Origin of the sequence: Streptomyces sp. AC1-42W, assembly GCF_003248355.1 — a bacterium.
Lineage (GTDB): Bacteria > Actinomycetota > Actinomycetes > Streptomycetales > Streptomycetaceae > Streptomyces.
The window spans coordinates 2,897,168-2,921,940 of the sequence record NZ_QKWY01000001.1 but is presented as its reverse complement, the minus strand read 5'-3'; the positions used below and the strand labels follow the sequence as shown (position 1 = coordinate 2,921,940).

24 protein-coding genes and 7 tRNA genes are annotated in these 24,773 nt (G+C 73.0%); 13 read left to right on the top strand and 18 right to left on the bottom strand.

Annotated elements, in window-relative coordinates:
- The first annotated feature begins 72 nt into the window (after positions 1 to 72).
- The gene (locus DNK56_RS13565) at positions 73 to 1,743 is read left to right on the top strand and encodes a hypothetical protein (protein WP_111333895.1); all 1,671 of its coding nucleotides are present in this window, start codon (positions 73 to 75) and stop codon (positions 1,741 to 1,743) included.
- Between the two features lie 67 nt (positions 1,744 to 1,810).
- Here DNK56_RS13565 and DNK56_RS13560 read toward each other — a convergent pair whose 3' ends face one another.
- Entirely contained in the window at positions 1,811 to 2,371 is a 561-nt protein-coding gene (locus DNK56_RS13560) for an HIT family protein (protein ID WP_111333894.1), read from the bottom strand.
- Positions 2,372 to 2,437: 66 nt separating this feature from the next.
- Here DNK56_RS13560 and DNK56_RS13555 point away from each other — a divergent pair, with 66 nt between their 5' ends.
- Positions 2,438 to 3,115 carry a potassium channel family protein gene (locus DNK56_RS13555; protein ID WP_111333893.1) on the top strand — a complete coding sequence of 226 codons (678 nt, stop codon included), beginning with the start codon at positions 2,438 to 2,440 and terminating at the stop codon, positions 3,113 to 3,115.
- Between the two features lie 100 nt (positions 3,116 to 3,215).
- Here the strand turns inward: DNK56_RS13555 and thrS are convergent, their stop codons facing one another.
- The 3 genes from thrS to DNK56_RS13540 form a co-directional block, all read right to left on the bottom strand.
- Positions 3,216 to 5,192: a threonine--tRNA ligase gene (gene thrS, locus DNK56_RS13550; RefSeq protein WP_111333892.1), complete on the bottom strand. Its 1,977-nt coding sequence runs from the start codon at positions 5,190 to 5,192 to the stop codon at positions 3,216 to 3,218.
- An 81-nt stretch (positions 5,193 to 5,273) separates the two neighbouring features.
- Positions 5,274 to 6,524 (bottom strand): hypothetical protein, encoded by a 1,251-nt coding sequence (locus DNK56_RS13545; protein WP_111333891.1) that lies wholly within the window; start codon positions 6,522 to 6,524, stop codon positions 5,274 to 5,276.
- Entirely contained in the window at positions 6,524 to 7,090 is a 567-nt protein-coding gene (locus DNK56_RS13540) for a DUF4365 domain-containing protein (RefSeq protein WP_111333890.1), read from the bottom strand. The genes DNK56_RS13545 and DNK56_RS13540 overlap by 1 nt, the downstream gene beginning before the upstream one ends.
- Before the next feature lie 187 nt (positions 7,091 to 7,277).
- Here DNK56_RS13540 and DNK56_RS13535 point away from each other — a divergent pair, with 187 nt between their 5' ends.
- Positions 7,278 to 8,003, top strand: coding sequence for a 3'-5' exonuclease (locus tag DNK56_RS13535; RefSeq protein WP_111333889.1), 726 nt, complete (start codon positions 7,278 to 7,280; stop codon positions 8,001 to 8,003).
- A 94-nt stretch (positions 8,004 to 8,097) separates the two neighbouring features.
- On the opposite strand, the gene DNK56_RS13530 is transcribed toward DNK56_RS13535, so the two are convergent.
- Both DNK56_RS13530 and DNK56_RS13525 read right to left on the bottom strand, forming a co-directional pair.
- A tRNA-Val gene (locus DNK56_RS13530) sits at positions 8,098 to 8,169 on the bottom strand.
- 39 nt (positions 8,170 to 8,208) lie between these two features.
- Positions 8,209 to 8,655 (bottom strand): SRPBCC family protein, encoded by a 447-nt coding sequence (locus tag DNK56_RS13525; protein WP_111333888.1) that lies wholly within the window; start codon positions 8,653 to 8,655, stop codon positions 8,209 to 8,211.
- Between the two features lie 84 nt (positions 8,656 to 8,739).
- Here DNK56_RS13525 and DNK56_RS13520 point away from each other — a divergent pair, with 84 nt between their 5' ends.
- Positions 8,740 to 11,250 (top strand): SCO7613 C-terminal domain-containing membrane protein, encoded by a 2,511-nt coding sequence (locus tag DNK56_RS13520; protein WP_111335767.1) that lies wholly within the window; start codon positions 8,740 to 8,742, stop codon positions 11,248 to 11,250.
- 58 nt (positions 11,251 to 11,308) lie between these two features.
- Here the strand turns inward: DNK56_RS13520 and DNK56_RS13515 are convergent.
- Both DNK56_RS13515 and DNK56_RS13510 read right to left on the bottom strand, forming a co-directional pair.
- Positions 11,309 to 11,380: transfer RNA gene (locus tag DNK56_RS13515), tRNA-Val, on the bottom strand.
- Between the two features lie 54 nt (positions 11,381 to 11,434).
- Positions 11,435 to 11,926: a TIGR02611 family protein gene (locus DNK56_RS13510; protein WP_111333887.1), complete on the bottom strand. Its 492-nt coding sequence runs from the start codon at positions 11,924 to 11,926 to the stop codon at positions 11,435 to 11,437.
- 189 nt (positions 11,927 to 12,115) lie between these two features.
- Here DNK56_RS13510 and DNK56_RS13505 point away from each other — a divergent pair, with 189 nt between their 5' ends.
- Together DNK56_RS13505 and DNK56_RS13500 are read left to right on the top strand one after the other, a co-directional pair.
- Positions 12,116 to 12,529 carry an SsgA family sporulation/cell division regulator gene (locus DNK56_RS13505; RefSeq protein ID WP_003987206.1) on the top strand — a complete coding sequence of 138 codons (414 nt, stop codon included), beginning with the start codon at positions 12,116 to 12,118 and terminating at the stop codon, positions 12,527 to 12,529.
- Positions 12,530 to 12,793: 264 nt separating this feature from the next.
- Positions 12,794 to 13,366: a CGNR zinc finger domain-containing protein gene (locus DNK56_RS13500; RefSeq protein ID WP_111333886.1), complete on the top strand. Its 573-nt coding sequence runs from the start codon at positions 12,794 to 12,796 to the stop codon at positions 13,364 to 13,366.
- A 4-nt stretch (positions 13,367 to 13,370) separates the two neighbouring features.
- Here the strand turns inward: DNK56_RS13500 and DNK56_RS35345 are convergent, their stop codons facing one another.
- The 3 genes from DNK56_RS35345 to DNK56_RS13490 form a co-directional block, all read right to left on the bottom strand.
- Positions 13,371 to 13,526, bottom strand: a complete 156-nt coding sequence (locus tag DNK56_RS35345; RefSeq protein WP_199563763.1) for a hypothetical protein — start codon at positions 13,524 to 13,526, stop codon at positions 13,371 to 13,373.
- A gap of 216 nt (positions 13,527 to 13,742) precedes the next feature.
- On the bottom strand, positions 13,743 to 14,714 hold the full coding sequence (locus DNK56_RS13495; RefSeq protein WP_111333885.1) for an acetylxylan esterase: 972 nt from the start codon (positions 14,712 to 14,714) through the stop codon (positions 13,743 to 13,745).
- A 236-nt stretch (positions 14,715 to 14,950) separates the two neighbouring features.
- A complete protein-coding gene (locus DNK56_RS13490; RefSeq protein WP_199563764.1) occupies positions 14,951 to 15,406 on the bottom strand; it encodes a hypothetical protein in 456 nt (151 codons plus the stop codon).
- 189 nt (positions 15,407 to 15,595) lie between these two features.
- Here DNK56_RS13490 and DNK56_RS13485 point away from each other — a divergent pair, with 189 nt between their 5' ends.
- A complete protein-coding gene (locus tag DNK56_RS13485; RefSeq protein ID WP_111333884.1) occupies positions 15,596 to 16,105 on the top strand; it encodes a DsbA family protein in 510 nt (169 codons plus the stop codon).
- Positions 16,106 to 16,124: 19 nt separating this feature from the next.
- Here DNK56_RS13485 and DNK56_RS13480 read toward each other — a convergent pair whose 3' ends face one another.
- Together DNK56_RS13480 and DNK56_RS13475 are read right to left on the bottom strand one after the other, a co-directional pair.
- Complete coding sequence (locus DNK56_RS13480) at positions 16,125 to 16,967, bottom strand: GNAT family N-acetyltransferase (protein WP_111333883.1); 843 nt, start codon at positions 16,965 to 16,967, stop codon at positions 16,125 to 16,127.
- A 50-nt stretch (positions 16,968 to 17,017) separates the two neighbouring features.
- Complete coding sequence (locus DNK56_RS13475; RefSeq protein ID WP_111333882.1) at positions 17,018 to 18,028, bottom strand: chorismate-binding protein; 1,011 nt, start codon at positions 18,026 to 18,028, stop codon at positions 17,018 to 17,020.
- 163 nt (positions 18,029 to 18,191) lie between these two features.
- Here DNK56_RS13475 and DNK56_RS13470 point away from each other — a divergent pair.
- From DNK56_RS13470 to DNK56_RS13450, 5 genes are all read left to right on the top strand, one after another.
- Positions 18,192 to 18,264: transfer RNA gene (locus tag DNK56_RS13470), tRNA-Gly, on the top strand.
- Positions 18,265 to 18,302: 38 nt separating this feature from the next.
- Positions 18,303 to 18,376, top strand: a tRNA-Cys gene (locus tag DNK56_RS13465).
- Between the two features lies 1 nt (position 18,377).
- Positions 18,378 to 18,449 (top strand) — tRNA-Val (locus DNK56_RS13460).
- Positions 18,450 to 18,486: 37 nt separating this feature from the next.
- Positions 18,487 to 18,558, top strand: a tRNA-Val gene (locus DNK56_RS13455).
- 22 nt (positions 18,559 to 18,580) lie between these two features.
- Positions 18,581 to 18,652, top strand: a tRNA-Val gene (locus DNK56_RS13450).
- Between the two features lie 110 nt (positions 18,653 to 18,762).
- On the opposite strand, the gene DNK56_RS13445 is transcribed toward DNK56_RS13450, so the two are convergent.
- The 3 genes from DNK56_RS13445 to DNK56_RS13435 form a co-directional block, all read right to left on the bottom strand.
- Entirely contained in the window at positions 18,763 to 19,041 is a 279-nt protein-coding gene (locus DNK56_RS13445) for a TFIIB-type zinc ribbon-containing protein (protein ID WP_111333881.1), read from the bottom strand.
- A gap of 70 nt (positions 19,042 to 19,111) precedes the next feature.
- Complete coding sequence (locus DNK56_RS13440; protein ID WP_111335763.1) at positions 19,112 to 20,161, bottom strand: phosphotransferase; 1,050 nt, start codon at positions 20,159 to 20,161, stop codon at positions 19,112 to 19,114.
- Positions 20,162 to 20,428: 267 nt separating this feature from the next.
- The gene (locus DNK56_RS13435) at positions 20,429 to 20,638 is read right to left on the bottom strand and encodes a hypothetical protein (protein WP_111333880.1); all 210 of its coding nucleotides are present in this window, start codon (positions 20,636 to 20,638) and stop codon (positions 20,429 to 20,431) included.
- Between the two features lie 652 nt (positions 20,639 to 21,290).
- Here DNK56_RS13435 and DNK56_RS13430 point away from each other — a divergent pair.
- On the top strand, positions 21,291 to 22,586 hold the full coding sequence (locus DNK56_RS13430) for a serine/threonine-protein kinase (RefSeq protein ID WP_111333879.1): 1,296 nt from the start codon (positions 21,291 to 21,293) through the stop codon (positions 22,584 to 22,586).
- A gap of 29 nt (positions 22,587 to 22,615) precedes the next feature.
- On the opposite strand, the gene DNK56_RS13425 is transcribed toward DNK56_RS13430, so the two are convergent.
- Both DNK56_RS13425 and cobA read right to left on the bottom strand, forming a co-directional pair.
- Entirely contained in the window at positions 22,616 to 23,437 is an 822-nt protein-coding gene (locus DNK56_RS13425) for a TrmH family RNA methyltransferase (RefSeq protein ID WP_111333878.1), read from the bottom strand.
- A gap of 59 nt (positions 23,438 to 23,496) precedes the next feature.
- Positions 23,497 to 24,744 carry a uroporphyrinogen-III C-methyltransferase gene (gene cobA, locus DNK56_RS13420; protein ID WP_111333877.1) on the bottom strand — a complete coding sequence of 416 codons (1,248 nt, stop codon included), beginning with the start codon at positions 24,742 to 24,744 and terminating at the stop codon, positions 23,497 to 23,499.
- Positions 24,745 to 24,773: the final 29 nt, after the last annotated feature.

The window sequence follows — 24,773 nt, the reverse complement described above, 5'->3', positions numbered from 1 at the left end:
AGAAAGTGTGCCGGGCACGGCAGTTGGGAAACAGCCGCAGGAGCGGTTCCTCGGTGGCGAGTGGGGGCGACAGTGGCCAGCAACGGATTCGATTTCTCACCCGGAGCACAGATTCCGCTCCAGGGATCGGCGAGCGCGGCGGTGGCGACCAACGCCCTCGCCTCCGCGGCGTACCGCGACAGTCCGGTGGAGGACATCCTCAAAGCCAACAGCGAGTGGCACAAGTCCGAAGTGAAGGCGGGCCGTTCGAAGTTCTTCACCTCGGACTACTTCAAGCCCAACCTCGGCGAGGCGTTCTCCCGCGCCGTCCAGGAACGCATGCTCGGCGGCGCCCGCAAGGACCTCATCCAGTCCTTCGGCAGCGACCCGCAGACCGTCGTCGAGCACTGCCTGGCCGCGACCCGTCTGCGCAAGACCCGCGACGCCCGACTCACCGCCGTCACCGCCCTGTTCGGCTTCCTCTTCCTGCCCGGCATGCTGCTGTGGGTCCTCGTCTTCCGGCTCCGCGACGGCTTCGCGAAGACCAAGGACAAGGGCATCACCGTCCTCGGCAACAGCCTGCTGCCGCTCGTCGGCATCGGCGTCGTCGTCCTCATGCTCAAGCTGCCGCTGACCGGCCTCCTCGGCCTCTATCTGCGCCTGATGTTCGTCGCCCCCGTCATCGGCTGGTACCTCGCCCGGCGCATCGCGGAACGGTCCGCCCAGGACATGCGCGCCCGCTGGGACGGCCTGCTCTCCGGCGGCGGCGTCATCGCCAAGATCCCCGAGGCGGTGCCGAGGAACCCCAGCGAGACCGCCCGCGAGGCCCTGCGCCAGGGCCTGGAGAAGCTCACCGCCGAACAGCAGGCCAACTCCCTCTTCTACGCGGGACCCAAGGGCATCCTCGGCATGGGCACCCGCTGGGGCAGCTGGCATCTCGCCGAGGACCTGGTCCCCAAGGAACCCGGCAAGGAGATCCACCAGTTCCGCAGCTGGGACGTCGTCCGCGTCATCCACGACCAGCTGAAGCTGCTGGAGCGCGGCCCCCTCAACACCGGCGGATTCCCCACCCCGTCCGTCACCCACTGGATCGTCACCCCCATCGGGGAGAACACCGACAGCGTCAGCCGCCCCCAGGGCGAGGACGTCGCCACCTACCAGATCAAGCCCCACGAGATACAGCGGATCTGCAACCACCAGCAGTTCGGCGGCGGCAACCGCCACTACCTCGGCGTCCAGTTCACCCTCTGGGACGGCCAGCTCGTCATCACCATGATGATCACGGTCACCGTCCTCTACGAGACCCTGCGCATCGAGGTCACCGGACACGCCCTCGGCCCCGTCCACTCCCTCTTCACCAGCAAACCGGCCGCGAAGACCAAGACCGTCAACAAGACCGTCCGGTTCTGGGAGACCCGCGACATCACCCTCGCCCTCGTCGACGCCTCCGAGGTCACCCGCCTCGCCCTGCGCGCCCCCCTCACCTGGTACCCGCCGCTCCTTGACTACCTCGGCGGCAAGATCGCCCTCCCCGAGCCCTTCGGCCTCCGGCACGCCTGGGCCGAGAAGCCCTGGCGCCACCGCTTCATGGCCGACGACGCCATGCGCGCCGCCACCCCCGTCCTGCGCGTCGTCCACAACGCCGCGATCAAGGTCCTGGAGGAGCACGGCGTGGACACCGAACGCTTCACCAACCGCTCGTCGGTCCTCAGCGGCCTGGTCCAGGCCCCCACCCCCGGCAAGGCCGACCTCTACGACGCGTAACCGCCCGCACACGCCGGTGGGGCGCCCCGGACGACAGCCGGGACGCCCCACGGGCGGGCGAGCGGGATCAGGCGGCGGGCCAGGCGTCCGCCAGCATCTTCCGCGTGTCCGCCAGCAGCTGCGGCAGCACCCGCGTGTGCCCCACCACCGGCATGAAGTTGGCGTCCCCGCCCCACCTCGGCACCAGATGCTGATGCAGATGCGCGGCGATGCCCGCACCCGCCACCTCGCCCTGGTTCATCCCGATGTTGAAACCCTGCGCACCCGACGCCGCCCGCAGCGCGGCCATCGCCCGCTTGGTGAAATCGGCCAGCTCCGCCGTCTCCGGACCGTCCAGCTCCGTGTAGTCCGCGACATGCCGGTACGGCACCACCAACAGGTGCCCCCCGTTGTACGGGTACAGATTCAGCACGGCGTACACCTTCGCACCGCGCGCGACGACGAGCCCGTCCTCGTCCGACTTCTCCGGAATCCCGCAGAACGGGCAGCCGTCCCCCGCCTCCGGACCGGTCGGCTTGTTCTCACCCCGGATGTACGCCATCCGGTGGGGCGTCCACAGGCGCTGGAACGCGTCGGGCGTCCCCACTCCGATCTGCTGCTCCGGCTCAGTCGTCATGCCGGCCAGCATATTGCTTCACCTGTGCGGAGCGTGTCGCCGGGGCCGTTCCGGTTCACGCCCCGCGATGCTGGGCCGATGAGCGCGCGCACCCCGGACCGGCCCCCACCCGCTCTCACCCGCTGGGAGGGGCGCACCGAGATCCCGCTCCTGGCCGCCTCCCTCGTCTTCCTGGCCGGCTACGCCTTCCGCGTCCTCGCCCCGGACGACGCCCAGCCCTGGCACGACCTCTCCCTCGCGCTCGTCGGCGGCACCTGGACACTCTTCGTCGTGGACTACGCGGTACGCCTCCGGCTCAGCGGCCTCGGCCTCCGCTTCCCGCGCCTGCGCTGGCTCGACACCCTGGTCCTGGTCCTGCCGCTGCTGCGCCCCCTGCGCGTGGTGCAGGTGTACACGGCGGTCCAGGACAGGCGGGACCGCCCCCGGCTCGGCCTGTACGCGCGGGTGATCTCGTACGCCGGGATGACGGCGGTCCTGCTCGGCTTCTCGGCGGCGCTCGGCGTGTACCACTGGGAGCACGGCGCTTCGGGCGCCTCGATCCGCACGTTCGGGGACGCCGTCTGGTGGGCATGCGCGACGCTGACGACGGTGGGGTACGGGGATGCCGTGCCGGTGACGGTGATGGGCCGGGTCATCGCGGCGGGCCTGATGGCGTGCGGCCTGGCGCTGCTGGGGGCGGTGACGGGCGCGTTCTCGTCGTGGCTGATCCAGGTGTTCCGGCGCGAGGACGAGAAGGGGCCCCCGGCGAGCGGCTAGCTCGTCCGGGGGCCCAGCCCCGCTTGCGCGGGGAGCGTGGAACCTTCGCCCGGTGGTGGTTGCGCATTTTCGGGCCACCCCCGCTCGCGCGGGGAGCACCTCACACCTGCACGCGACGCTCCACCACGTCAACGAGCTTGGCGATCGCTTCGTCACGGGGGATGCCGTTCTCCTGCGAACCGTCGCGGTACCGGAACGACACCGTGCCCGCGTTCATGTCGTCGTCGCCGACGATGATCATGAACGGCACCTTGGCCTTCTGGTGGGTCCTGATTTTCTTCTGCATCCGGTCCGACGACGCGTCCACGTCGACGCGCAGCCCCTTCTTGCGCGCCTCCGAAGCGAACTCCTGGAGGTACGGGATGTGCGTGTCGCCGATCGGAATGCCCATCGCCTGCACCGGGGCCAGCCACACCGGGAAAGCGCCCGCGTAGTGCTCAAGCAGCACCGCGAAGAAGCGCTCGATGGAGCCGAACAGCGCGCGGTGGATCATGACCGGGCGCTGCTTGGAGCCGTCCGGACCGGTGTACTCCAGGTCGAAGCGCTCCGGCAGGTTGAAGTCGAGCTGGATGGTCGACATCTGCCAGGTCCGCCCGATGGCGTCCCGCGCCTGCACCGAGATCTTCGGGCCGTAGAAGGCGGCCCCGCCCGGGTCCGGGACCAGGGGCAGGCCCTGCTTCTCGGCGACCTGGCGCAGCGTCTCGGTGGCCTCTTCCCAGGTCTCGTCCGACCCGACGAACTTGGTCTCGTCCTTGGTGGACAGCTCCAGGTAGAAGTCGGTGAGCCCGTAGTCGCGGAGCAGGTTCAGGACGAAGGTGAGCGTCCGGTCCAGCTCCTCCGCCATCTGCTCACGGGTGCAGTAGATGTGCGCGTCGTCCTGCGTGAAGCCGCGCGAGCGGGTCAGGCCGTGCACGACGCCCGACTTCTCGTACCGGTACACCGTGCCGAACTCGAAGAGGCGCAGGGGCAGTTCACGGTACGAACGGCCGCGCGCGTCGAAGATCAGGTTGTGCATCGGGCAGTTCATCGGCTTGAGGTAGTAGTCCACCCCGTCGTCGAGCTGCATGGGCGGGTACATGCCGTCGGCGTACCAGTCCAGGTGGCCGGACTTCTCGAAGAGCTTGCCCTTGGTGGCGTGCGGCGAGTAGACGAACTCGTAGCCCTCCTCCTCGTGGCGGCGGCGCGAGTAGTCCTCCATGGCCCGGCGGATGACGCCGCCCTTGGGGTGGAAGACGGCGAGGCCGGGCCCGATCTCGTCCGGGAAGGAGAAGAGGTCCAGCTCGTTGCCGAGCTTGCGGTGGTCGCGCTTGGCGGCCTCCTCCAGGAACTCCAGGTGCGCCTTCAGCTCGTCCTTGGTCGGCCAGGCGGTGCCGTAGATACGCTGCAGCATCGGGTTCTTCTCGCTGCCCCGCCAGTACGCGGCGGCGTTCCGCATCAGCTTGAACGCCGGGATGAACCGGGTCGTGGGCAGGTGCGGACCCCGGCAGAGGTCGCGCCAGCACAGTTCGCCGGTCTTCGGGTCGAGGTTGTCGTAGATGGTCAGCTCGCCGCCGCCCACCTCGACGTCCGCGCCGTCGTCCGAGGAGGCGGAGCCCTTGATGCCGATGAGCTCCAGCTTGTACGGCTCGTCGGCCAGCTCCTCGCGGGCGTCCTCGTCGGAGACCACGCGGCGGGAGAACTTCTGGCCCCGCTTCTGGATCTCCTGCATCCGCTTCTCGATGGCCTTGAGGTCCTCGGGCGTGAACGGCTTCTCGACGTCGAAGTCGTAGTAGAAGCCGTCCTTGACCGGCGGGCCGATGCCGAGCTTGGCCTCGGGGAAGAGCTGCTGCACGGCCTGGGCCATGACGTGCGCGGTGGAGTGCCGCAGGATGTCGAGGCCGTCCTCGGAGGTGATCTCGACGGGCTCGACGGTCTCGCCGTCCTTGGGCTCGTACGCGAGGTCCTTCAGCTCGCCGCCGACGCGGGCGGCGACGACGGTGCGCTCGCCGGGGAAGAGGTCGGCCGCCGTAGTGCCCGTCGTCACCACGCGCTCTTCCCGCTCGGAATCGCGTTGGATGGTCACACGGACGTCTGACACCGGTCTCTCCTGACTCAGGGGGCGCACCGCACTCCGCTGGCGCGTGCAGAGGGAATCGTACCGAGCCGAGGGCCCGCTTCGCTAAAAGGCTGTGTCGCGAAGGCCCTCCTCCCTTCCCCACTCCCCCGTGCACGCTTCCTCGAAGGAGGAGACGTTCTCCTGGAGCGACTTCATCAGCCGGTCCCGCTCCTCGTCGTCCACCTGTACGGGGACGACCTGCGAGGCGCCGGTGAGCCGCCGGAAGCCGCCCCGGCTCTCCAGCCGGCCCGAGACCCGGATCGGCAGCCCCACGAGATGGGCCTGTCCCGCGATCCGGTACGCCTCCTCGTCGAGCTCGATCCGTACGTACGGCACCTCGGCGCCGGCCAGGACCCGCAGGCGTACGATCCCGGCGCCGCGCGGTCCGGGGCGGCGCAGCCGGACCACGGCGCCGGTGATCGTCACGGTGACGGCGGGCTCGTCGCGCAGGTAGCGGGCGCCGGCGCGGCGCAGGGCCGGCAGGTCGCCCGGTGAGAAGGCGACGGGTTCGGGGCGGGCGGTGCAGCCGTCGGGGGTGCCGGCGGCTGGCGCCCAGTCCAGGGCGACGGCGGCGCCCTGCGAGCCGCGGACGAGGACGATCAGGGCCTGGGTCAGTTCCCGGCTGACGCCTGCCGCGACGGCCTCGTCGAAGGCGTCCATGCCGCCGGTGGCGCGCTGGTGGTCGACGGCTTCGCGGGTGGCGCGCAGGGCGTGGTGGAGGCGTACGGCGGCGGGGCGGCCGGGGTCGACGGGGACGAAGGCGGTGAGCGTCCGCCCACCGGGGACGGGGCCGGTCAGGACGGGGCCGAGGGCGGCGTATGCGCGTGCCCGGTGGCGGGCGCCGTGGTGGCCGGCCCGGTCGCGGACTGCGAGGGCGCCGGCCAGCAGGATCTGCCGGGCGGCGGCGTGCAGCCGTTCGGCGTCGAGCCAGTCGGCCGCGCCGGAGGCGGGTTCGGGGATGTCGCGGCGCCAGCGGATCTCGTCGCTGGGCACGGCGAGGGCGGTCAGGATCTCGTGGGCGGCGGGTGCGGCGGTGCGGGCGAGCGCGGTGAGGGCCTCGCCGAGCAGCTCGTCGCTGTCGGGGAAGGTCCGGGTGCGGGGGACGAGCAGGCTGGTGGTGCCGGTGGGCGGGGTCCAGCGGCTGTAGGGGCCGTCCCCGCCGCCGCCCCCGCCGCGCCGCCGCCAGCCGTGCCGGGCGAGCAGGGCGCTCAGGACGGCGGGGTCGACGTGGGCGGGGTCGGGCGGGACCGGCGCGGGTGCGGAGGGTTCGCCGAAGAGGCGTACGGAACGGGGCCGGCCGGTGGGCTCGTGCATCAGGGTCTCCCTCCCGCCCCGACGCGGGTCATGATCTCGCAGAGCGCCCGGTCGTCGAAGACGCGCGAGGTCAGGAGCCGCACGGTGGTCCGGTGGCGGCCGGTCACGGGGTGGCCGGCCAGGTTGGTCCAGTAGCAGCAGTGCCGCAGGTCGAGGCTGTCGGGCCCGGCACGCAGCCAGTCGTCGCGGCTGCGCGGGACGAGCATCACGACCAGGATCTTGTGCACCGAGACGGGTGTCCGGGCGAGCTTCACGAGGTGGGCGTTGTCCAGCGTGAAGGAGAACGTCCGGCCGGGCGGCCGGGGCGGGATCTGGTAGGTGCACTTCAGCTGGACCTTGATGGTCACCTCGTCGTCGACGACATGGCCGGGGGCGCCGTGGCTGACATGCCAGTCGATGCCGTTGTCGGGGAAGGGCTGCGACAGCGAGCAGCCCGCCGCGGCGGCGACGGCGTGCAGATAGCCCACCTGGAGGGTCTCCATGCAGGCGGTTGTGGCGAGTGTGCCGCGCAGCGGTGCGGTCCGCTGGGGCAGCAGCCCGCTCGGTTCGGGCTGCGCGAGCGCCATGGCTGCGTAAGCCTTCCGGGCCGTACCGATGGGGATGAGGGGTGGCGGGCGGTCAACTTCCGCCGCCGGTACTTGTGTTGTCACCGCACGGGGTCGTCCGCAAACGGCGTATCAGGCAATTGGCGCGGGTATCACCGAACCGGGCAGGGGGACCACCATCTGCCGTGCGGGTGCGAGGAGTTCGGGGATGACTCACTGGTACGAAGGGCCGCTGGCCGCTTTCGACACGGAGACGACGGGTGTGGACGTCGAGGGGGACCGGATCGTTTCGGCCGCCCTGGTCGTCCAGGACAGGGCGGACGGGCCGGTGCGGGTCAGTCGCTGGCTGGTGAATCCGGGGGTGCCGGTGCCGCCGGGGGCGACGGAGATCCACGGGCTGACCGACGACCATCTGCGGCGCAACGGGCGGTGGCCGGCCCCGGCGGTGGAGGAGATGGCCCGTGCGCTGGCCGAGCAGTGCGCGGCGGGCCGGCCGCTGGTGGTGATGAACGCGCCGTTCGACCTGACGCTGCTGGACCGGGAGTTGAGGCGGCATCGGGCGTCGTCGCTGGGGGCGTATCTGGAGCGGTCGCCGCTGTGTGTGCTCGATCCGCGTGTGCTGGACAAGCATCTGGACCGCTATCGCAAGGGCCGGCGCACGCTCACCGACCTGTGTGAGCTGTACGGCGTGCCGCTGGCGGGTGCGCATGACGCGGCGGCGGACGCCTCGGCCTCGCTGGAGCTGGTCCGGGCGGTGGGGCGCCGGTTCTCGGCGCGGCTGGAGCGGCTGACCCCGGCGGAGCTGCATACGCTCCAGGCGGTGTGGCACGCCGCCCAGGCGCGCGGGCTGCAGGCGTGGTTCGCCCGGAGCGGGACGCCGGAGACGGTGGACCCGGCCTGGCCGCTGCGGCGGGAGCTGCGTACCGCCGCGTGAGGGCGCGCGGCCGGGCGGACACGGGCACATGGGGTGGGTGCGGATACGCGGAAGCCGGTCCGTCGGTGGAACTGACGGACCGGCTTCTCCGGGGTGGGCGATACTGGGTTCGAACCAGTGACCTCTTCGGTGTGAACGAAGCGCTCTCCCACTGAGCTAATCGCCCGGCAACGGGTTGAACCATACAGGGCCGGGCGGCCGTCGTTCAAACCGCTTGCAGCGCGGCCGCGAGGCCGCGGCGTCCGGCGCGCATCATCAGGGCGTGGTTGGCGCGGAACACCGGCCGGCAGGGCAGGGCGAGGGCCCGCAGCAGGGTGCGGCGCACCTCGACCTCCTGCTCGTACACGACGCGGGTGCCGGAGCCGTAGGCGGTGACCGTCCAGCGGGCCCAGCCGTCGAGATCGCCGCCGAGCGCGGCCTCCAGGATGCCGTGCGCCGGGTCGCGGCGCCGTTCGCTGACGGTGGTGACGAGGTCGTAGGGGAGGAAGGAGCGGACGCGGGTGGTGCCGGAGCCGTCGTCGGAGCGGGTGGCCTCGCGGACCTGCGGCCACCACCGGGGGTAGTCCTCGATGTGTGCGAGGTGGGCGTAGACGGCTCCGGGTGGTGCGGGAAACACCCATACGCTGACGAATCGGTAGTGGTTCCAGTCCATCGCCCCAGGATGCGGGTACTCAGGCGGCGATCTGAGTACCCGCGCGCATGTCCCCCGGCCGTGGCGCGCAGCACACTCGCGGCCATGGAACATGTGCCGCCGCCCGCCGAGGAACTGGCGCTCCTCGATCGTGAACTGGCCCGACTCGACGCCCGCCGGGCACAGCTGCTGACCCGGCGTGCCTGGCTGGTGCGGGTGCTCGGGGCCGCTGCCGCCGCGCCCGCCGCCGGTCCGGCACCGTGGGGTCCGCCTCCGGGGCGGGGCCCGGTGGCGCCGTGGGGTCCGGCCGCCGTTCCGGCGGCGGGTGGGTTCGGCCCGCCGCAGGCCGCGGCGCCCAGTGCGCAGAACGTGCTGCTGGTGCTCGGCGGGCTGCTGCTGGCGGTGGCGGCGCTGGCGTTCACGCTGGTGAGCTGGGGCGACATGGGCATCGGCGGGCGCAGCGCGGTGCTGACGGCGGTGACGGCCGGGGCGCTGCTGGCTCCGGTGGCGCTGCTGCGGCGGGGGCTGTCGTCGACGGCGGAGGCGCTGGCGGCGCTGGCTTCGGTGCTGATGGTGCTCGACGCGTACGCGGTGTACGAGGTGGCGGTGCCGGACGCGGACGGTGCCGGGTACACGGCGACCGCGGCGGCGGTGCTCGCGGTGCTGTGGGGGGCCTACGGGCTGCTGCTTGACCGGTTGCGGCTGCCGTTGCCGCTGGCGGTGTGCTCGGCGCAGCTGCCGTTGGTGCTGTGGGCGTGGGCGGCGGACGCGGGGCCGTTGTGGTTCGCGGCGGCGCTGCTGGTGACGGCGGCGCTGGACGGCGTGGTGGCACTGCGGGGCGGCCGGGTTCCGGTGCGGGTCACGGCGTGTGTCGCGCTGTGTGTGACGGGTGGGTCCGGGCTGCTGGTGGCGCTGGTGGAGTCGCTGTCGGCGGGCGGTCCCGCGGGTGCGGTGGTGCCGGGGGCGCTGCTGCTGGCGGGTGCGGCAGCGGCGCTGGCGGGGGCCCGGAGGGCTCCGGCGGCGTTCGCGGTGGCCGGTGGCGCGGTGGCCGGTCTGGCGGCGGTCGCGGCGGTGGGCGGGGTGCCCGCGGCCGGGCCGGCGGACGGGTGGCCGGTGCTCGCGTATCTGCTGTGCGGCGGGGTGCTGCTGGTCGGGGTGCGGGCTCCGCTGGGGGTTTCGGTGGGGCGTGGGCTCGGGTGGGCCTCGGGTGCGGTGGTCGCGGGGTCGGTGCTGGTGTCGCTGCCGCCGGTGACGGTGGTCGCGGTGGGTCCGGTGTCGCGGCTCGGCGGGGTGTGGTCCGGGGTTCCGCGCGACGGGGCGCGGGGCGCGGTGGGCGCGGTGGAGCTGCCGTGGTCGGAGATGGCGTACGCGCCGGTGGTGCTGCTGCTGGTGGCGGTGGCGCTGGGCGCGGCGTACCGGTGGTGGGAGGGTCTGCTCGGGTGGGCGGGTCCTGCGGTGGCGGTGGGTCCGGCCTGGCGCGGTGCGGCGGGTTCGGCGGCGGTGGCGTCGGGCTGGGCGGGGCTGCTGGTGCTGCCGGTGGCGCTGGATCTGTCGTTCGCGGCGGCGCTGGCGGTGCGGCTGGTGCTGGTGGTGGCGTCGTTCGCCCTGGCGGTGGCCGCGCTGCGGGCGGGTGCGCGGGGTGTGGCGGTGACGGCCGCGGTGGTCGGGGCGGCCGGTGCGCTGGGTGCGGGGCTGCTGTCGCTGGCGACGGAGGCGGGCACGTACACGGTGTTCGGTGTGTTGCTGGTGGTGTTCGCGGGGCTGGCGGTCGTGCTGGACGGCCGTGCGGGGGTGTCGCCGGTGGTGGTGCCGGCGGCGGCCTGTGCGGCGGTGGTGTGCGCCGGGGTGCCGATGGGCGCGCTGGGGGCCTCGCTGGGGTGGGCGGTGCACGAGGCGGCTGTGCTGCTGCTGGTGGTGCCGGCGGTGACGGTGGTGCTCGGTGCCCGGTTGAAGGGGCACGCGGTGGCGCTGCCGGTCGAGGTGGCGGGTGCGGCGGTGGGTGTGGTGGCCGTGGCGATGGCGGTGGGCGACGCGCGGTTCCTGGCGCTGGTGCTGGCGCTGTGCGGGGTGCTGGCGGCGGGGACGGCGCTGCGTGCGGAGCGGCGCCCGTCGGCCGGGTATCTCGCGACGGGGTTGTTCGTCCTGGCGGCCTGGGTGCGGCTCTCGGTGGCGGGGGTGTCGGCGCCGGAGGCGTACACGCTGCCGGTGACGGTGCCGGCGCTGGTGGTCGGGGTGCTGCGTCGGCGGCGCGATCCGGCGGCCTCGTCGTGGGCGGCGTACGGGGCGGGTCTGTCGGTGACGCTGGTGCCGTCGCTGGGCGCGGCCTGGACGGACCCGCACTGGACGCGTCCGCTGCTGCTGGGGCTCGCGGCCCTGGTGGTGACGCTGGTGGGGGCGCGGCTGCGGCTGCAGGCGCTGCTGGTGCTGGGTGGTGCGGTGCTGGCGCTGGACGCGCTGCACGAGCTGGCGCCGTATGTGGTGCAGGTGGCGGGGGCGCTGCCGCGCTGGGTGGTGCCGGCTCTGGCGGGGGTGCTGCTGCTGGCGGTGGGGGCGACGTACGAGAGGCGGCTGCGGGACGCCCGGCGGCTGCGGGAGGCGCTGGGCCGGATGCGGTGAGCGGGCGGGAACGCCGAGGGCCCGGAAGCCTCTACGGCTTCCGGGCCCTCGGTCCGGGTGGGCGATACTGGGTTCGAACCAGTGACCTCTTCGGTGTGAACGAAGCGCTCTCCCACTGAGCTAATCGCCCCGGCGCACCGCAAACATTACCGCATGTCAGCGGTGCCCCCCGACCACCTCGGGATCACTCGTGGATCTTCCACGGCATGACGATCCCGAACTTCCAGACGTAGATCCCGACGAGCACCGCGATGATCACGAGTCCGACGACCGTGAGGATGATGTTGCGGCGCCGGACCTTGGGGTCGAGGGCGCGCTGGGCGGCCTCGGTGACCTTGCGCCGGGTCCAGCGCAGCACCAGCTGGGCCCAGACGAACTCGGTCGCCCAGATCGCCATGCCGCCGAAGATCACCAGCCAGCCGGGGCCCGGCAGCGGCAGCATGATGATGCCGGCCACCACGACGGCGAGGCCCACCACGAAGACGCCGGCCTGCCAGCTCAGGTGCAGCGCTCTGGATGCCTGGATGAAGCCCGGCGCTCTGGAGCCGAGCGGCGCGTCCTCCTTGGTCACTCCCGGTATGACGTCCCCCGTCGCGTCGCGGGACGCCTGCCCCGCCTCGGAATCCGGCTTCGCCGCTGGGGCGACTCCGTCCCGCTCGTCACTCTCCGCATGCATGGAGCCAACTTACCGGACGGCCTCCTGTCACTGGAATGGCCGCATGACGCAAAGTTACACACCGCTGTACGAGCTACCCGAAGAGACACAAAACGGTCAGAGGGGTTTACAACGCCACCGTAGGTGGCATGTCGATTTCGCCGACGTGCGAATCCCCGAGCGCACACTGAGCGAAAGGCCCTGGCGCTTATGAACACCACGGTCAGCTGCGAGCTGCACCTGCGCCTCGTTGTGTCGAGCGAGTCCTCACTGCCTGTACCCGCGGGCCTGCGGTATGACACGGCCGATCCGTATGCCGTGCACGCCACCTTCCACACCGGAGCGGAGGAGACGGTCGAGTGGGTTTTCGCCCGCGACCTCCTTGCCGAAGGGCTGCACCGGCCCACCGGCACCGGCGACGTCCGCGTCTGGCCATCCCGTAGTCACGGCCAGGGCGTCGTCTGCATCGCGCTGAGCTCCCCGGAGGGCGAGGCACTGCTCGAGGCCCCGGCGCGGGCCCTGGAGTCGTTCCTGAAGCGGACCGACGCCGCGGTTCCACCGGGCACCGAACACCGCCACTTCGACCTCGATACGGAGCTCTCCCACATCCTGGCCGAGAACTGAGCCAGGGCCGGGAGCCGCACGCCGCCGTCCGACTCGGGGAGACGGCGTCGCGCGGACAACCTCATACGGCTGACACCGGCGCCGGTGACCGCGGAAACCACCGCGGTGACCGGCGCCGGTCCGCGTCTCCGGCCCCGCGCCCCGGCCCCCAGCGCTCGCGTGGAGCCGCGCACGCCCCCGTACACCCCTGTGCGCCCCCGGCAAGCCAGTAGAGTCGAACGGCATCGGCGGGCGCCCGCCCGCGGGAGGCCAGGGAGCGAAAGCGTGCTGATCCCTCACGACACCCGGATCGCCCTCGACGTAGTGGTCGATCTGGTGAACACCGCCCCGGAGAGCGAGCCGGAAGGGGGCGCGGCCGGCGACGGGCTCGCCGACATCGGGGCGCTCCACGCCTTCGCCGCCCGCCATCGGGTGAGCGGGGTCGGCGCGCTCGACGAGAAGGACCTGCGGGCCGTGCACCGGGTGCGGGCCCGGTTCGCCGAGGTCTTCGCGGCCGGGGACGCGCGGACCGCCGCCGGACTGGTCAACGCCCTGGTGGCGGCGGCCGGCACCACGCCGCAGCTCACCGCCCACGACGGCTACGACTGGCATGTGCACTACTTCTCGCCGGACGCCTCGCTGGCCGACCACCTGGCGGCCGACTGCGGCATGGCCCTCGCCTTCATCATCGTGGCGGGCGAGACGGAGCGGCTGCGGCGGTGCGAGGCGCCGGACTGCCGGCACGCCTTCGTCGATCTGTCCCGCAACCGCTCCCGCCGCTACTGCTCCAGCCGCACCTGCGGTAATCGCCTGCATGTGGCCGCGTACCGGGCACGCCGCAGGGAAGCGGCCGGCTGACCGCTCACAGCATGAAGAGATCGTGCACCGCGGCCATCAGCAGCAGGGTGCCGATGACCGAGAGGAAGATCATCAGAGGGGGCTGGGAGAGCGCGTAGAGACAGCCGCGCGGCTCTTCGCCGGGGGGTGCGGGGGCGTCGCCCCGAGAGGTGTCCACCATTTCGGGACGATCATGACGCAGTCCGAGGTGTGCTGATGACCAACCTGCCTCTTCACGACGGGAGTTCACCCGTCACGGGGGCATTCTTAATCGCTCCGGTGTCCGATCGCCCAGTACGTTTTCGGACCGGCTCCCCCGCATCCCGCTCCCCCGCGCCCTGTTCCCGCGCCCTGTTCCCGCGCTCCTTTCCCCGCCCCCCTCGGCGGGCCGCCCGGCTCAGCGCAGTTCGCGCAGCTTCCGCAGCTGGGCCGCGCGGTGCACTCCGGTGCCGCCTTCGTGGCCGTTCCAGGGGTAGACCTCGATCTCCTTGGGCCCCGCCCAGTGGTTGTAGGCGGCGAAGACCGTGGACGGCGGGCAGATGGCGTCCATCAGGGCGACCGAGTAGAGCGCCGGCACGGTTCCCCGCGCGGCGAAGCTGACGCCGTCGAAGTACGCCAGGGTGCGGAACACCCGCTCCTGCGCGTCGTGCCGGGTGGCCAGGAATCTGACGATCTCCTGGTACGGGTCCTCGTCGGTGATCTCGACGGCCCGCCGGAAGTGCGTCAGGAACGGTACGTCGATGAACGCGGCCTTCACGTGCGGGCTGAGGGCCGCCACCGCCTGGGCGATGCCGCCGCCCTGGCTGGCCCCGTTCACCACGATGCGGTCGGGGTCGACGGACGGGTGGCTGCGGGCGACCTCGACGGCGCGCACCGCGTCGGTGAAGACCCGGCGGTAGTAGTACGTCTCCGGGTCCAGGATGCCGTTGGTCATGAACCCCGGCGCCTGCGGGTTGGCCGCGCCGTGCGGGTCCGGCGTCCCGCCCGCCGAGTGGTGGTTGACGGCGCCCTGGCCCCGGGTGTCCATGACCAGGGCGGCCCAGCCGGCGGCGGGCCACACCAGGTGGTCGAGCGGCAGCCCGCGCCCGCCGCCGTAGCCGAGGTAGTGCACGACGGTGGGCAGCGGGCCCTCGGCGCCCGCGGGCACCAGCAGCCAGGCGCGTATCCGGTGGCCGCCCCAGCCCGCGAACGACACGTCGTACGAGTCGACCGTGCTCAGCGCGGCGTCGTAGGGGTCGAACACGGCGTCCAGCGGGTGGGCGGCGGCCTCGTCGAGGGAGCGCTCCCAAAACGCGTCGAAGTCCGCCGGCTCGTCGAGCTCCGGGCGGTAGCCGCGCAGTTGGTCCAGGGGCAGGTCGAACAGGGCCATGGGTTCTCCGTTTCGGGCGGGCGGTTCCGGCCCCGTGACACGAGGGCCTGGGCGCGTGGCGCAGCGGGACGCTATGCGGCCGCGCGAGGCAGGGTCAAGGGCCCCCGACCGAACGATTCACCTGGTGAGACGGCATGAGCCCGCCGCGCGGACGCGGCGGGCTCGGGGCTCGGGGCTCTGGGCTCTGGGCTCTGGGCTCTGGGCTCTGGGCTCGGCGGAGCCTTCGGTCCCCGGTCTCAGATGCCGTGCTTCTTGAGAATGGCCTCGATGTCGCTGAAGTCGTCGCCGGCGCCGGCCGACTGCTTCTGCGGCTTGCTCTTCGTCCTGCCGCCCGCGGCCGGGGCACCGGCGCCCAGCGAGGGGGCCGAGGCCGCCGGGGCCACGGCTTCGGCGCGCGCGGCCCGTGCGGCCGCCCGGCGCTCCTTGCGGGTGCCGGCCCCCCGGCGCTCGACCGCGCGCGTGATCATGAACAGCAGCCAGGCGGCGCCCAGCAGGCCGAAGCCCAGCCAGACGCTCGGCTTGAAGGCGATGTCCCACACCCATTCCACGGCCCCGACCAGCACCAGCCCGATCGGCACCAGCGAGTAGGCGGCGATCCTCGTCGCCGCGAGGAACCGCTTGCGGTAGGCGGTGACGGCCGCGATGCCCAGGCCCGCCGCGGACACCGCGGAACAGATGGTCTCGGCAAGCATCGGTGCCTCCTGGCGCAGGGGATACGTCCCTTCCATCCTGCACCGGGCACCGGCCGGGCGGCCATGCCCGGGGCCCGTATCAGGGACATCTCAGGGGCCGGGCTCCTCCCCAGGTGCCGTACGGGCGGTGCCACCGGGAGGAGGCGGGGCAGAGGGAACGGGGGCCGTCCGTCCTGCGAGACTGGGCCCATGAGCGATTCCTCCCCCTCGGCACCGGTCGTCCTCGACTTCTGGTGCGAGCTCCAGTGCCCCGACTGCCACCACGCCCTCACCGATGTGGCCGCCCTGCGCGCCCGCTACGGAGACCGGATCGAGGTGCGGCTGCGCCACTTCCCGCTGGAGAAGCACAAGCACGCGTACGCCGCCGCGCAGGCCGCCGAGGAGGCGATGGCGCAGGGCGACTTCTGGCCCTACGTCGAGGCGGTCCTCGCGCGCACCGGCGACCTCGCGGCGCGCGGCGAGAAGCTGCTGGTCGAGGTGGCCGGTGAACTGGGGCTGGACGCCGAGGAGTTCGACACCGCGCTGATCGACGGCCGGCACATGCTGATCGTGGACGCGGACCAGGCCGAGGGCAAGGCGATCGGGGTGACCGGCACGCCGACGTATGTGATCGGCGGGGAGCGTCTGGACGGCGGCAAGAGCCAGGAGGGGCTGCGCGAGCGCATCGAGGAGATCGCCGACCGGCTCCTGGCCGGTTAGGCCCGAAGGGGCCGGGCCCCTAGAGCTCCTTGGAGAAGTTGTACTGGGTCGGCTCGTAGCCGAGGGACTCGTACAGCCTCAGCGCCGGGGTGTTGGAGGTGATGACGTGCAGCCCGATCCTCGTCTCGCCGGCCGCCAGCGCCATCCGCTCGGCCTGGAGCATCAGGGCCCGCCCGTAGCCCCTCCCCCGGTGCTCCGGCGCCACCTCCACGTTGAAGACGTAGCCGATCACCAGGCCGGGGTGCATCTCGAAGGTCGACTCCCAGATGTCACCGACCGATTCGCCGCCTTCCGCGCGGAACAGCAGGTCGAACCGTGCCCCCGCGGTGGCGAGGCCGTCCGGGAGATGGCGGGCGTGGGAGGCGCGGGCCGCGTCGTGGGCCACCTCGCGCGGGATGCCGCGGCTCACCAGGCTGCCCGCGTACATCCCGATCGCCTTCTCCGACCAGACGGTGAACTGCGCGGGAGTCATCGGGCGGGCTACGAGGCCGTCCGGCAGGGCCGGGGGTTCGGCGGGCAGCGTCTTGAGCATGTTGCGGCTGCGTTCGGTGTAGCCGAGGGCGGTGGCCATCCGCAGGCCCACGGTGTCGTCCGCGGGCACCTCCGCGCACACCAGGGCGCAGCCCCAGCCGCGCAGGATCTCCTCGGCGGCCAGCACCGCGATGGTGCCCCGGCCGCGTCTGCGGACGGCCTCGTCGACGCGCAGTTCCGTTATCAGGCCGGTCGAGCCGCCCGCTCCCGCTTCGACGGCGAGCGCGAGGAAGCCGACGGGGCGGCCGTTGTCGCAGATGTCGTACGCGCGTCGCTGTGCGCCGTCGGCGCCTGACTGGATCGGCCCGGTCGGCCGCAGTGTCGTCGTCATCAGTAGGTTTCTATCCCCCGTTCGGGGGTCCGTCACCCGTTTTTACGGCTTCATGGGGCAGAGGCCAGGGCCAGCAGTACGGACGCCTTCAGTTCGGTCTCCGCCCACTCCCGTTCCGGGTCGGAGCCCCAGGTGATGCCCGCCCCGGTGCCGAAGCGCAGAACCGGGGCGGGTCCGGTGCGGTCGGTCCAGAAGGTGCGGATGCCCACGGCGAGCGAGGCGGTGGAGCGGTCGGCGTCCACCCAGCCGATGCCGCCGCAGTACGGGCCGCGCGGGGCGGTCTCCAGTTCGCCGATGATCCGCAGCGCGCTCGACTTGGGGGCGCCGGTGACCGAGCCGGGCGGGAACGCGGCGGCCAGGATCTCCGGCCAGCCGGCGTCGTCGGCGAGCCGGCCGCGCACGGTGGAGACGAGGTGGACGAGGCCGGGGTGCTTCTCGACGGCGCACAGGTCGGGGACGGTGACCGATCCGGTGGCGCAGACCCGGCCCAGGTCGTTGCGGACCAGGTCCACGATCATCACGTTCTCGGCGTAGTCCTTCTCCAGCAGGTCGTCCTCGGTGCGCCCGGTGCCCTTGATCGGCCCGGACTCGACGGTACAGCCGTCCCGGCGCAGGAAGAGTTCCGGCGATGCGGTGGCGATCTCGACGCCGTGCGCGGGCAGCCGAATCGTTCCTGCGTACGGGGCGGGGTTGCCGCGCGCCAGCAGCGCGGTGAGGGCGTCCACGTCCGCGTGCTCCCGGCCGGGCAGCGGGGCGCTCAGCACCCGGCAGAGGTTCGCCTGGTACACCTCGCCGGCCGCGATGTACGTACGGATGCGGCGCACGCCCTCGGTGTACGCGTCCCGGTCGAGCGAGGAGGTCCAGTCACCGGCGGCGGGGCCGCGCCAGGCGCCCGGGACCGGGGCGGGCACGGCGGCGGGGCGCACGGTGTCGAAGCGGGCGCAGAGCAGGGAGCCCTCGAAACCCGCGCAGACGGCCCAGAAGCCGGACGAGTCGAGGGCGGCGGGATCGGTCGTCACGTCCCGCAGACCGGAGGCGACGAGGCCGCCGAAGCGGGCCATGGGAGCGAGGTCGTGCACGTCCGCGAGTGTAGGACGGCACGGGGTGACCCGCGCCGGGGGCGGGCGGCCTCAGCACGCTGCGCAAACGCGTTTTTGTACTGGCCCCGGAATCCGCTAGAGTTCAACACGTCACCGGGACGCGCAAGCGAACCGGGAATGACAAGCGGACGTAGCTCAGTTGGTAGAGCGCAACCTTGCCAAGGTTGAGGTCGCCAGTTCGAACCTGGTCGTCCGCTCGCAGAAGGTGGGGGATCTTCCCGGACTCCTCACCCCTGGTGGAGTGGCCGAGAGGCGAGGCAACGGCCTGCAAAGCCGTCTACACGGGTTCAAATCCCGTCTCCACCTCCAAGGACGATTAGCTCAGCGGGAGAGCGCTTCCCTGACACGGAAGAGGTCACTGGTTCAATCCCAGTATCGTCCACTGGTCCGCGAGGACCGTTGGTCCTGATGGATCGCCCGCGCGATTAGCTCAGCGGGAGAGCGCTTCCCTGACACGGAAGAGGTCACTGGTTCAATCCCAGTATCGCGCACGCAGTACACGCAGGTTCGCCTGCGCGATTAGCTCAGCGGGAGAGCGCTTCCCTGACACGGAAGAGGTCACTGGTTCAATCCCAGTATCGCGCACTGTCACGAAGCCCCGGTCGTCTCGGCGACCGGGGCTTCGTCGTGCTCGCGTACGCGTGCGGAACGCGGGGCGGGCCGCCGGCTCGGGAGCCGGGGCCCGCCGGTCGCACTCAGGAGGAGAAGAGCATGCGGCCGAAGCTCTTCTGCCGGTAGTGGCCGTGGTGGCCGCCGTGGTGCGGGGCGCCCCAGGCCGGGGCGGGGGCGGCGGGGTACGCCTGCGGCGGGGCGGGCGGCGGCGGGGCCTGCTGCGACCACTGCGCTTCGAGGCGGGTCAGCGTCTCCAGCTCGCCGTAGTCGAGGAATATCCCCCGGCAGCCGCTGCACTGCTCGATCTGGACGCCGTTGCGGTTGTACGTGTGCATCTGCGCGTGGCACTTGGGACACTGCATGTGCGGGCTCACTCTCCTCGCCGTCGGTTCGCCGCCGCCGGAATGCGTGCCCGGCGGTGGTCGGTTCACCCTACGACGTGTATTCGCCCGCCAACTCGGGCGGGAGCGCGGCAATTCGGGCACATGCGTCGATCATGATCTGTTCCACCTCATCCGGAGCCCGGCCCTCCGCCGCCGACTTCGCCCGGGCGAGCGCGGCGGTCTGTACGGTCAGCGCGCGGGCGGGCACGTCCAGGGCGGGCCAGGGGTCACCGTCCGGCGGTACGGCGGGGCCGCCGCCGCTCCGGTAGGCGTCCAGGAACCGCAGCCAGACCTCCGGGGGCAGCAGTCCGGCCGCGTACCAGGCGGCGGGCCGGGCGAGGTCCCACGCGGGGTCGCCGAAGCCGGTGTCGTCCACGTCGATGAGGAGCCAGGGGCCGTCCGGAGCGGGATGGCGGACGAGCTGGCCGAGGTGCAGGTCGCCGTGGCAGAGGAAGCCGCCCCGGTCCGCCGGAGGGGCCGCCTCGCCCCGCGCCCAGCCGGGCAGCCCGCGCCAGGCGGCGAGCACGGGCGCAACGGCCGGGTCGGCCGGGTCGCCGGGGTGGGCGGCGCGCATCCGGGCCACGGCGAGCGCCGCCTTGAGGGGGCCACGCATGGCGGGCAGCCGGGGCCTGTGCGCGCCGGGCTCGTGCGCCTCGGGCGGGGGTGCGTCTGCCGGGGGCGGTGCGGTGCGGTGCAGTCGGGCCAGGAGGGCGCCGGCCTCGTCCCAGGGCGCCGCGTCCGGGTCGGCCGGATCGACGGGCTCGCCGTGCGGCCACAGGGTGACGGGGCGGCCGTGCAGTTCGGTGAGAGGGACGCCGTGGGCCGCCGGGGCGGCGCCGGGCGGGGCGGGCAGCGGCAGGGGGGTCAGCAGGACACCCTCCAGTGCCGGGTCGGCGGCGAGGCGCAGGCGGGCGGCCAGGGCGGCGGTGTCGGTCCCGGCGGCGTGCGCCTTGGCGACGACGGGCCCGCTGCGGACGACGGTGCCGTCGGCCCGGTCGGCGAGCACGGCGGGCGCCGGGCAGGAGCAGCCGTCCCCGGTGTCGGGGTGGACGGCCCGGTGCGCGAGATCGCCGAGCGCGCGTACGAGTGCGGTGTTCACGGTCTCCCCCGATGAGACGGGCGTCCTCCGGGCGACGGAGACGTCCTTCCGGCGGGCGGCCCGAAGCGGCGGCCGCGCCCCGCGCAGAGCGTACGCGGCGGGCGGGGCGGGAAGGGAGCCGGCCCGCTCGCGGGTTCCGGGCAGCGCGATGTCCGGCCAGCTCCCCAGCTGACCGGACAAACGCTGCCGTCCGCCGCACCCCCGTCCCCACGGGGTTGTTGGCCGGATGTCCCGGTCCGGACCGCTCTTCCGGACCCGGGGCGCCGCTCAGCGCCCCAGCATCACGCCCACGGACGACGCCTGTGTGACCACCGCTTCCCAGCCGCCGAAGACGACTGCGAGCAGGGCCGCCAGGGGAAGGACCATGGCCGTCGCCACCAAGGGGTGACGTCGGCCGGACGACGGGCGGCTGCCGAACGCGGCGTACGCCCTGCGTCCCCGCGTGCGGACGATCGTCCGCGCTGCCGTGTCCGCCATGGTTCCTCTCCTGGTCCGATGTGGGGCGGCGGGCGTGTGACCTCGGGGGACGAGTGCAACGCCCGCCGCTTGGACTCAACATTAGGGATTCGGGGGGCGGGCGACGTCATGCCCGCGTACCGAATCCCGGGCCTCCCGGAGGATGAGCCGTGCACGCTTCACGTACTCCCCTGGGTGGAGACGGGACTACGCGGTGTTGGGGTCTTCCCGGAGGGGACGCTCGGAGACGTCCTCCCGGCTCGGGTACAATTTGCGCAGTACGTAGCGAGAACCAAGCGCGTACGCCGTGCTGATCGAGAACCAAGACAGCACATGCACGTTGAAGCTGTGTCACGCGAACCCGGGCTGGTCTCAACCCGGCTGGCGCTGATCGTGGAAGACCTGCCGGATTGCTGGTCCGCAGGCAGCGTGAGTCAGAAATCCCCCTGTTTCGGCCGGGGGAGGATGTCAATGACCCAATCCCCCTTCAGTGATAGGCCTTTGAGGTCTCGGACGGGTCAGGGCGCCTCTGTGGCGTCCTGACCACTTCTCAAGTTTCCCACCCGGCACTGACAATCGAATCTCCCGCGAGGGCGCGGCCTCTGAGCGCCCCGGGCGACGGGTACGTAAGCTGTGCCTCGGCAGGCGTACCAGGCAGCGGGGATGGGCAGACATGGCGATGATGCGGCTCCGGCGCGAGGACCCGCGTGTCGTCGGCTCGTTCAGGCTGCACCGGCGGCTGGGGGCCGGCGGTATGGGCGTCGTCTATCTGGGTTCGGACCGGCGCGGCCAGCGGGTCGCGCTCAAGGTGATCCGCCCGGACCTGGCGGAGGATCAGGAGTTCCGTTCGCGGTTCGCGCGCGAGGTGTCCGCCGCCCGGCGCATCCGGGGCGGGTGCACGGCCCGGCTGGTGGCGGCGGACCTGGAGGCGGACCGTCCCTGGTTCGCCACGCAGTACGTGCCGGGCCCGTCGCTGCACGACAAGGTGGCCGAGGAGGGCCCGCTGTCGGCGGCCGAGGTCGCCTCGATCGGGGCGGCGCTCTCCGAGGGCCTGGTCGCGGTGCACGAGGCGGGGGTGGTCCACCGGGACCTGAAGCCGTCGAACATCCTGCTCTCCCCCAAGGGCCCGCGGATCATCGACTTCGGCATCGCCTGGGCGACCGGCGCGTCCACGCTGACGCACGTGGGCACGGCGGTGGGCTCGCCCGGCTTCCTCGCGCCCGAGCAGGTGCGGGGCGCGGCGGTGACTCCGGCGACGGACGTGTTCTCGCTCGGCGCGACGCTGGCGTACGCGGCGATGGCGGACTCCCCGTTCGGGCACGGCAGTTCCGAGGTCATGCTCTACCGGGTGGTGCACGAGGAGCCGCAGCTGTTCGATGTGCACGACGCGCTGGCGCCGCTGGTGAGCGCCTGCCTGGCGAAGGACCCGGAGGAGCGCCCGAGCACGCTGCAGCTGTCGATGCGGCTCAAGGAGATCGCGGCGCGCGAGGCCAAGGGGCTGCACGAGAGCCGGCCGCCGCTCCAGCGTTCGCCCCACGAGGCGGACCGGCCGACCGGCCGGCTGGACGGTCCGTACACGGAGCAGCAGACGCGCCGCGCGGCCGGTCCCGCGCCGGGTGCCCGCCCGCAGAACCGTCCCTCCGGGGCCCGTCCCGCCCCCGTCCGTACGGGCGGCGGGCGCCCGGCGCAGCAGCCGCCGCGCGGGACCCGTCCGAACCGCCGTCCCCAGGGCACCAACGGGACGAACGGCAGGCCGGGCACCCGTCCCGGTACCAGGACCACGTCGACGGGCCGTCGTCCCGCCAATCCGAAGCTGCTGCGCCAGCGCCTCGTCGTCTTCGTGGTGGTCACGCTGCTGGTGGCGCTCGGCATCGCGGCGGCCCAGGGCTGCCAGGGACCGGCCCGGGGGCTGGGTGTGGACCTCGGCCACGCGCAGGGGCAGAGCAGCCAGGACCGGGCTCCGCGCTAGGCGGCTCCGGTCCGGCCCGTACGGTCGCGTCAGGCGGTTCGGGGGCGGGTGGCGTAGAAGGCCACCGCCGAGGCCGCTGCCACGTTGAGGGAGTCGACTCCCGCGTCCATCGGGATGCGGACGTGTTCGTCGGCCGCGGCGAGGGTGGCGGGGGCGAGGCCGTCGCCTTCCGTGCCGAAGACGAGGGCGAGCTTTTCGTCGTCGCGGGCGGCGAGTTCGTCGAGGGTGATGGCGCGGTCGCTGAGGCAGAGCGCGGCGAGCGTGAATCCGGCGGCGCGCAGGACTTCGATGTCCTGCGGCCAGTCGGTGAGCCGGGTCCACGGCACCTGGAAGACGGCGCCCATCGAGACCTTGACGGACCTGCGGTAGAAGGCGTCGGCGCAGCGCGGGGTGAGCAGGACCGCGTCCACGCCGAGTGCGGCGGCGTTCCTGAAGGCCGCGCCCAGGTTGGCGTGGTCCACGATGTCCTCGAACACGGCGACGCGCCGGATCGCGTCGTCGCGCGTGAGGAGGTCGGCGGGGGCCGGGAGGGGCTTGCGCCGCATGGAGGCGAGGGCGCCCCGGTGCACGTGGTAGCCGGTGACGCGTTGGGCGAGTTCCGGGCTGACCGCGTAGACGGGGGCTTCGGCGTCCTCGATGACGTCGCTCATGACGTCGAGCCACTTCGCGGAGAGCAGCATGGAGCGCATGGCGTACCCGGCCTGGAGGGCGCGGCGGATGACCTTCTCGCCCTCGGCGATGAAGAGGCCCTCGGCGGGTTCCTTCCTGCGCCGGAGTTCGACGTCGGTGAGGTCGGTGTAGTCGCTCAGCCGGGGGTCGTCGGGGTCCTCGACGGTGATGGGTTCTGCCACGGTTCGCTGCTGCCTTGTCGGTGGGTGGTGCCGGTGGTCCGGGGGTGCGGTGCCGTCGGCTACGCGGCGCCCGGTGCGGTGGGGCCGACCTCGACCACGTCGCCGATGACGATGACGGCGGGCGGGCGGACCTCTTCGGCGACCACGCGTTCGGCCACCGTCGCGAGGGTCGCGTCGACGCGGCGCTGGGCGGCGGTGGTGCCTTCCTGGACGAGGGCGACCGGGGTCTCGGGCGACCGGCCGTGTTCGACGAGCGTACGGGCGATGGCGCCGATCTTGTCGACGGCCATCAGGAGCACCAGGGTGCCGCGCAGCCGGGCCAGCGCGGCCCAGTCGACCAGCGAGCGCTCGTCGTCGGGGGCGACGTGGCCGCTGACCACGGTGAACTCGTGGGCGACGCCCCGGTGGGTGACGGGGATTCCGGCGGCGCCGGGGACCGAGATGGAGCTGGAGATGCCGGGCACGACGGTGCACGGGATGCCTTCGGCGGCGAGCGCCCGGGCCTCCTCCATGCCCCGGCCGAAGACGAACGGGTCGCCGCCCTTGAGCCGGACGACGGCCTTGCCGGCCTTGGCGTGCTCGATCAGCGCGTTGTTGATGGCCTCCTGGGCCATGTAGCGGCCGTACGGGATCTTCGCGGCGTCGATCACCTCGACGTGCGGCGGGAGTTCGTCGAGCAGGTCGCGCGGGCCGAGCCGGTCGGCGATGACGACGTCCGCCTCGGCGAGGAGGCGGCGGCCGCGGACGGTGATGAGGTCCGGGTCGCCGGGGCCGCCGCCGACGAGGGAGACGCCCGCGGTCCGGGTGCGGTGGTGCGGGGCGGCGATGCTGCCGGTGCGCAGGCCCTCGACGATCGCGTCGCGGACGGCGGCGGAGTGGCGCGGGTCGCGGCCCTGGGCGCCGGCCGTGAGCACGGCCACGGTGACGCCGGCGCTGCGGCCGGTGGCCGGGGTCCAGGCGGTGGCCGCCTCGGCGTCGTCGCTGCGGACGCACCATGTGCGGGTGCGTTCCGCTTCGGCGGACGCGGCGTCGTTGGCCGCCGGGTCGTCGGTCGCGATCAGCGCGTACCAGGTGTCGGCCAGGTCCCCGTCGGCGTACCGGCGGCGCTCCCAGCGGATCTCGCCGGTGTCCGCCATCGCCTCGACGGAGGCGGTGACGGAGGGCGATACGAGGGTGATGTCGGCGCCGGCCGCGATGAGGGCGGGGAGGCGGCGCTGCGCCACCTGGCCGCCGCCCACGACGACTACGCGGCGCCCGCTGAGGCGCAGTCCGACGGGGTAGGCGGGGCGATCGGCGTGGTCGGCCATGGTGGTGCGGGCTCCTCGTGCGGTGCGGG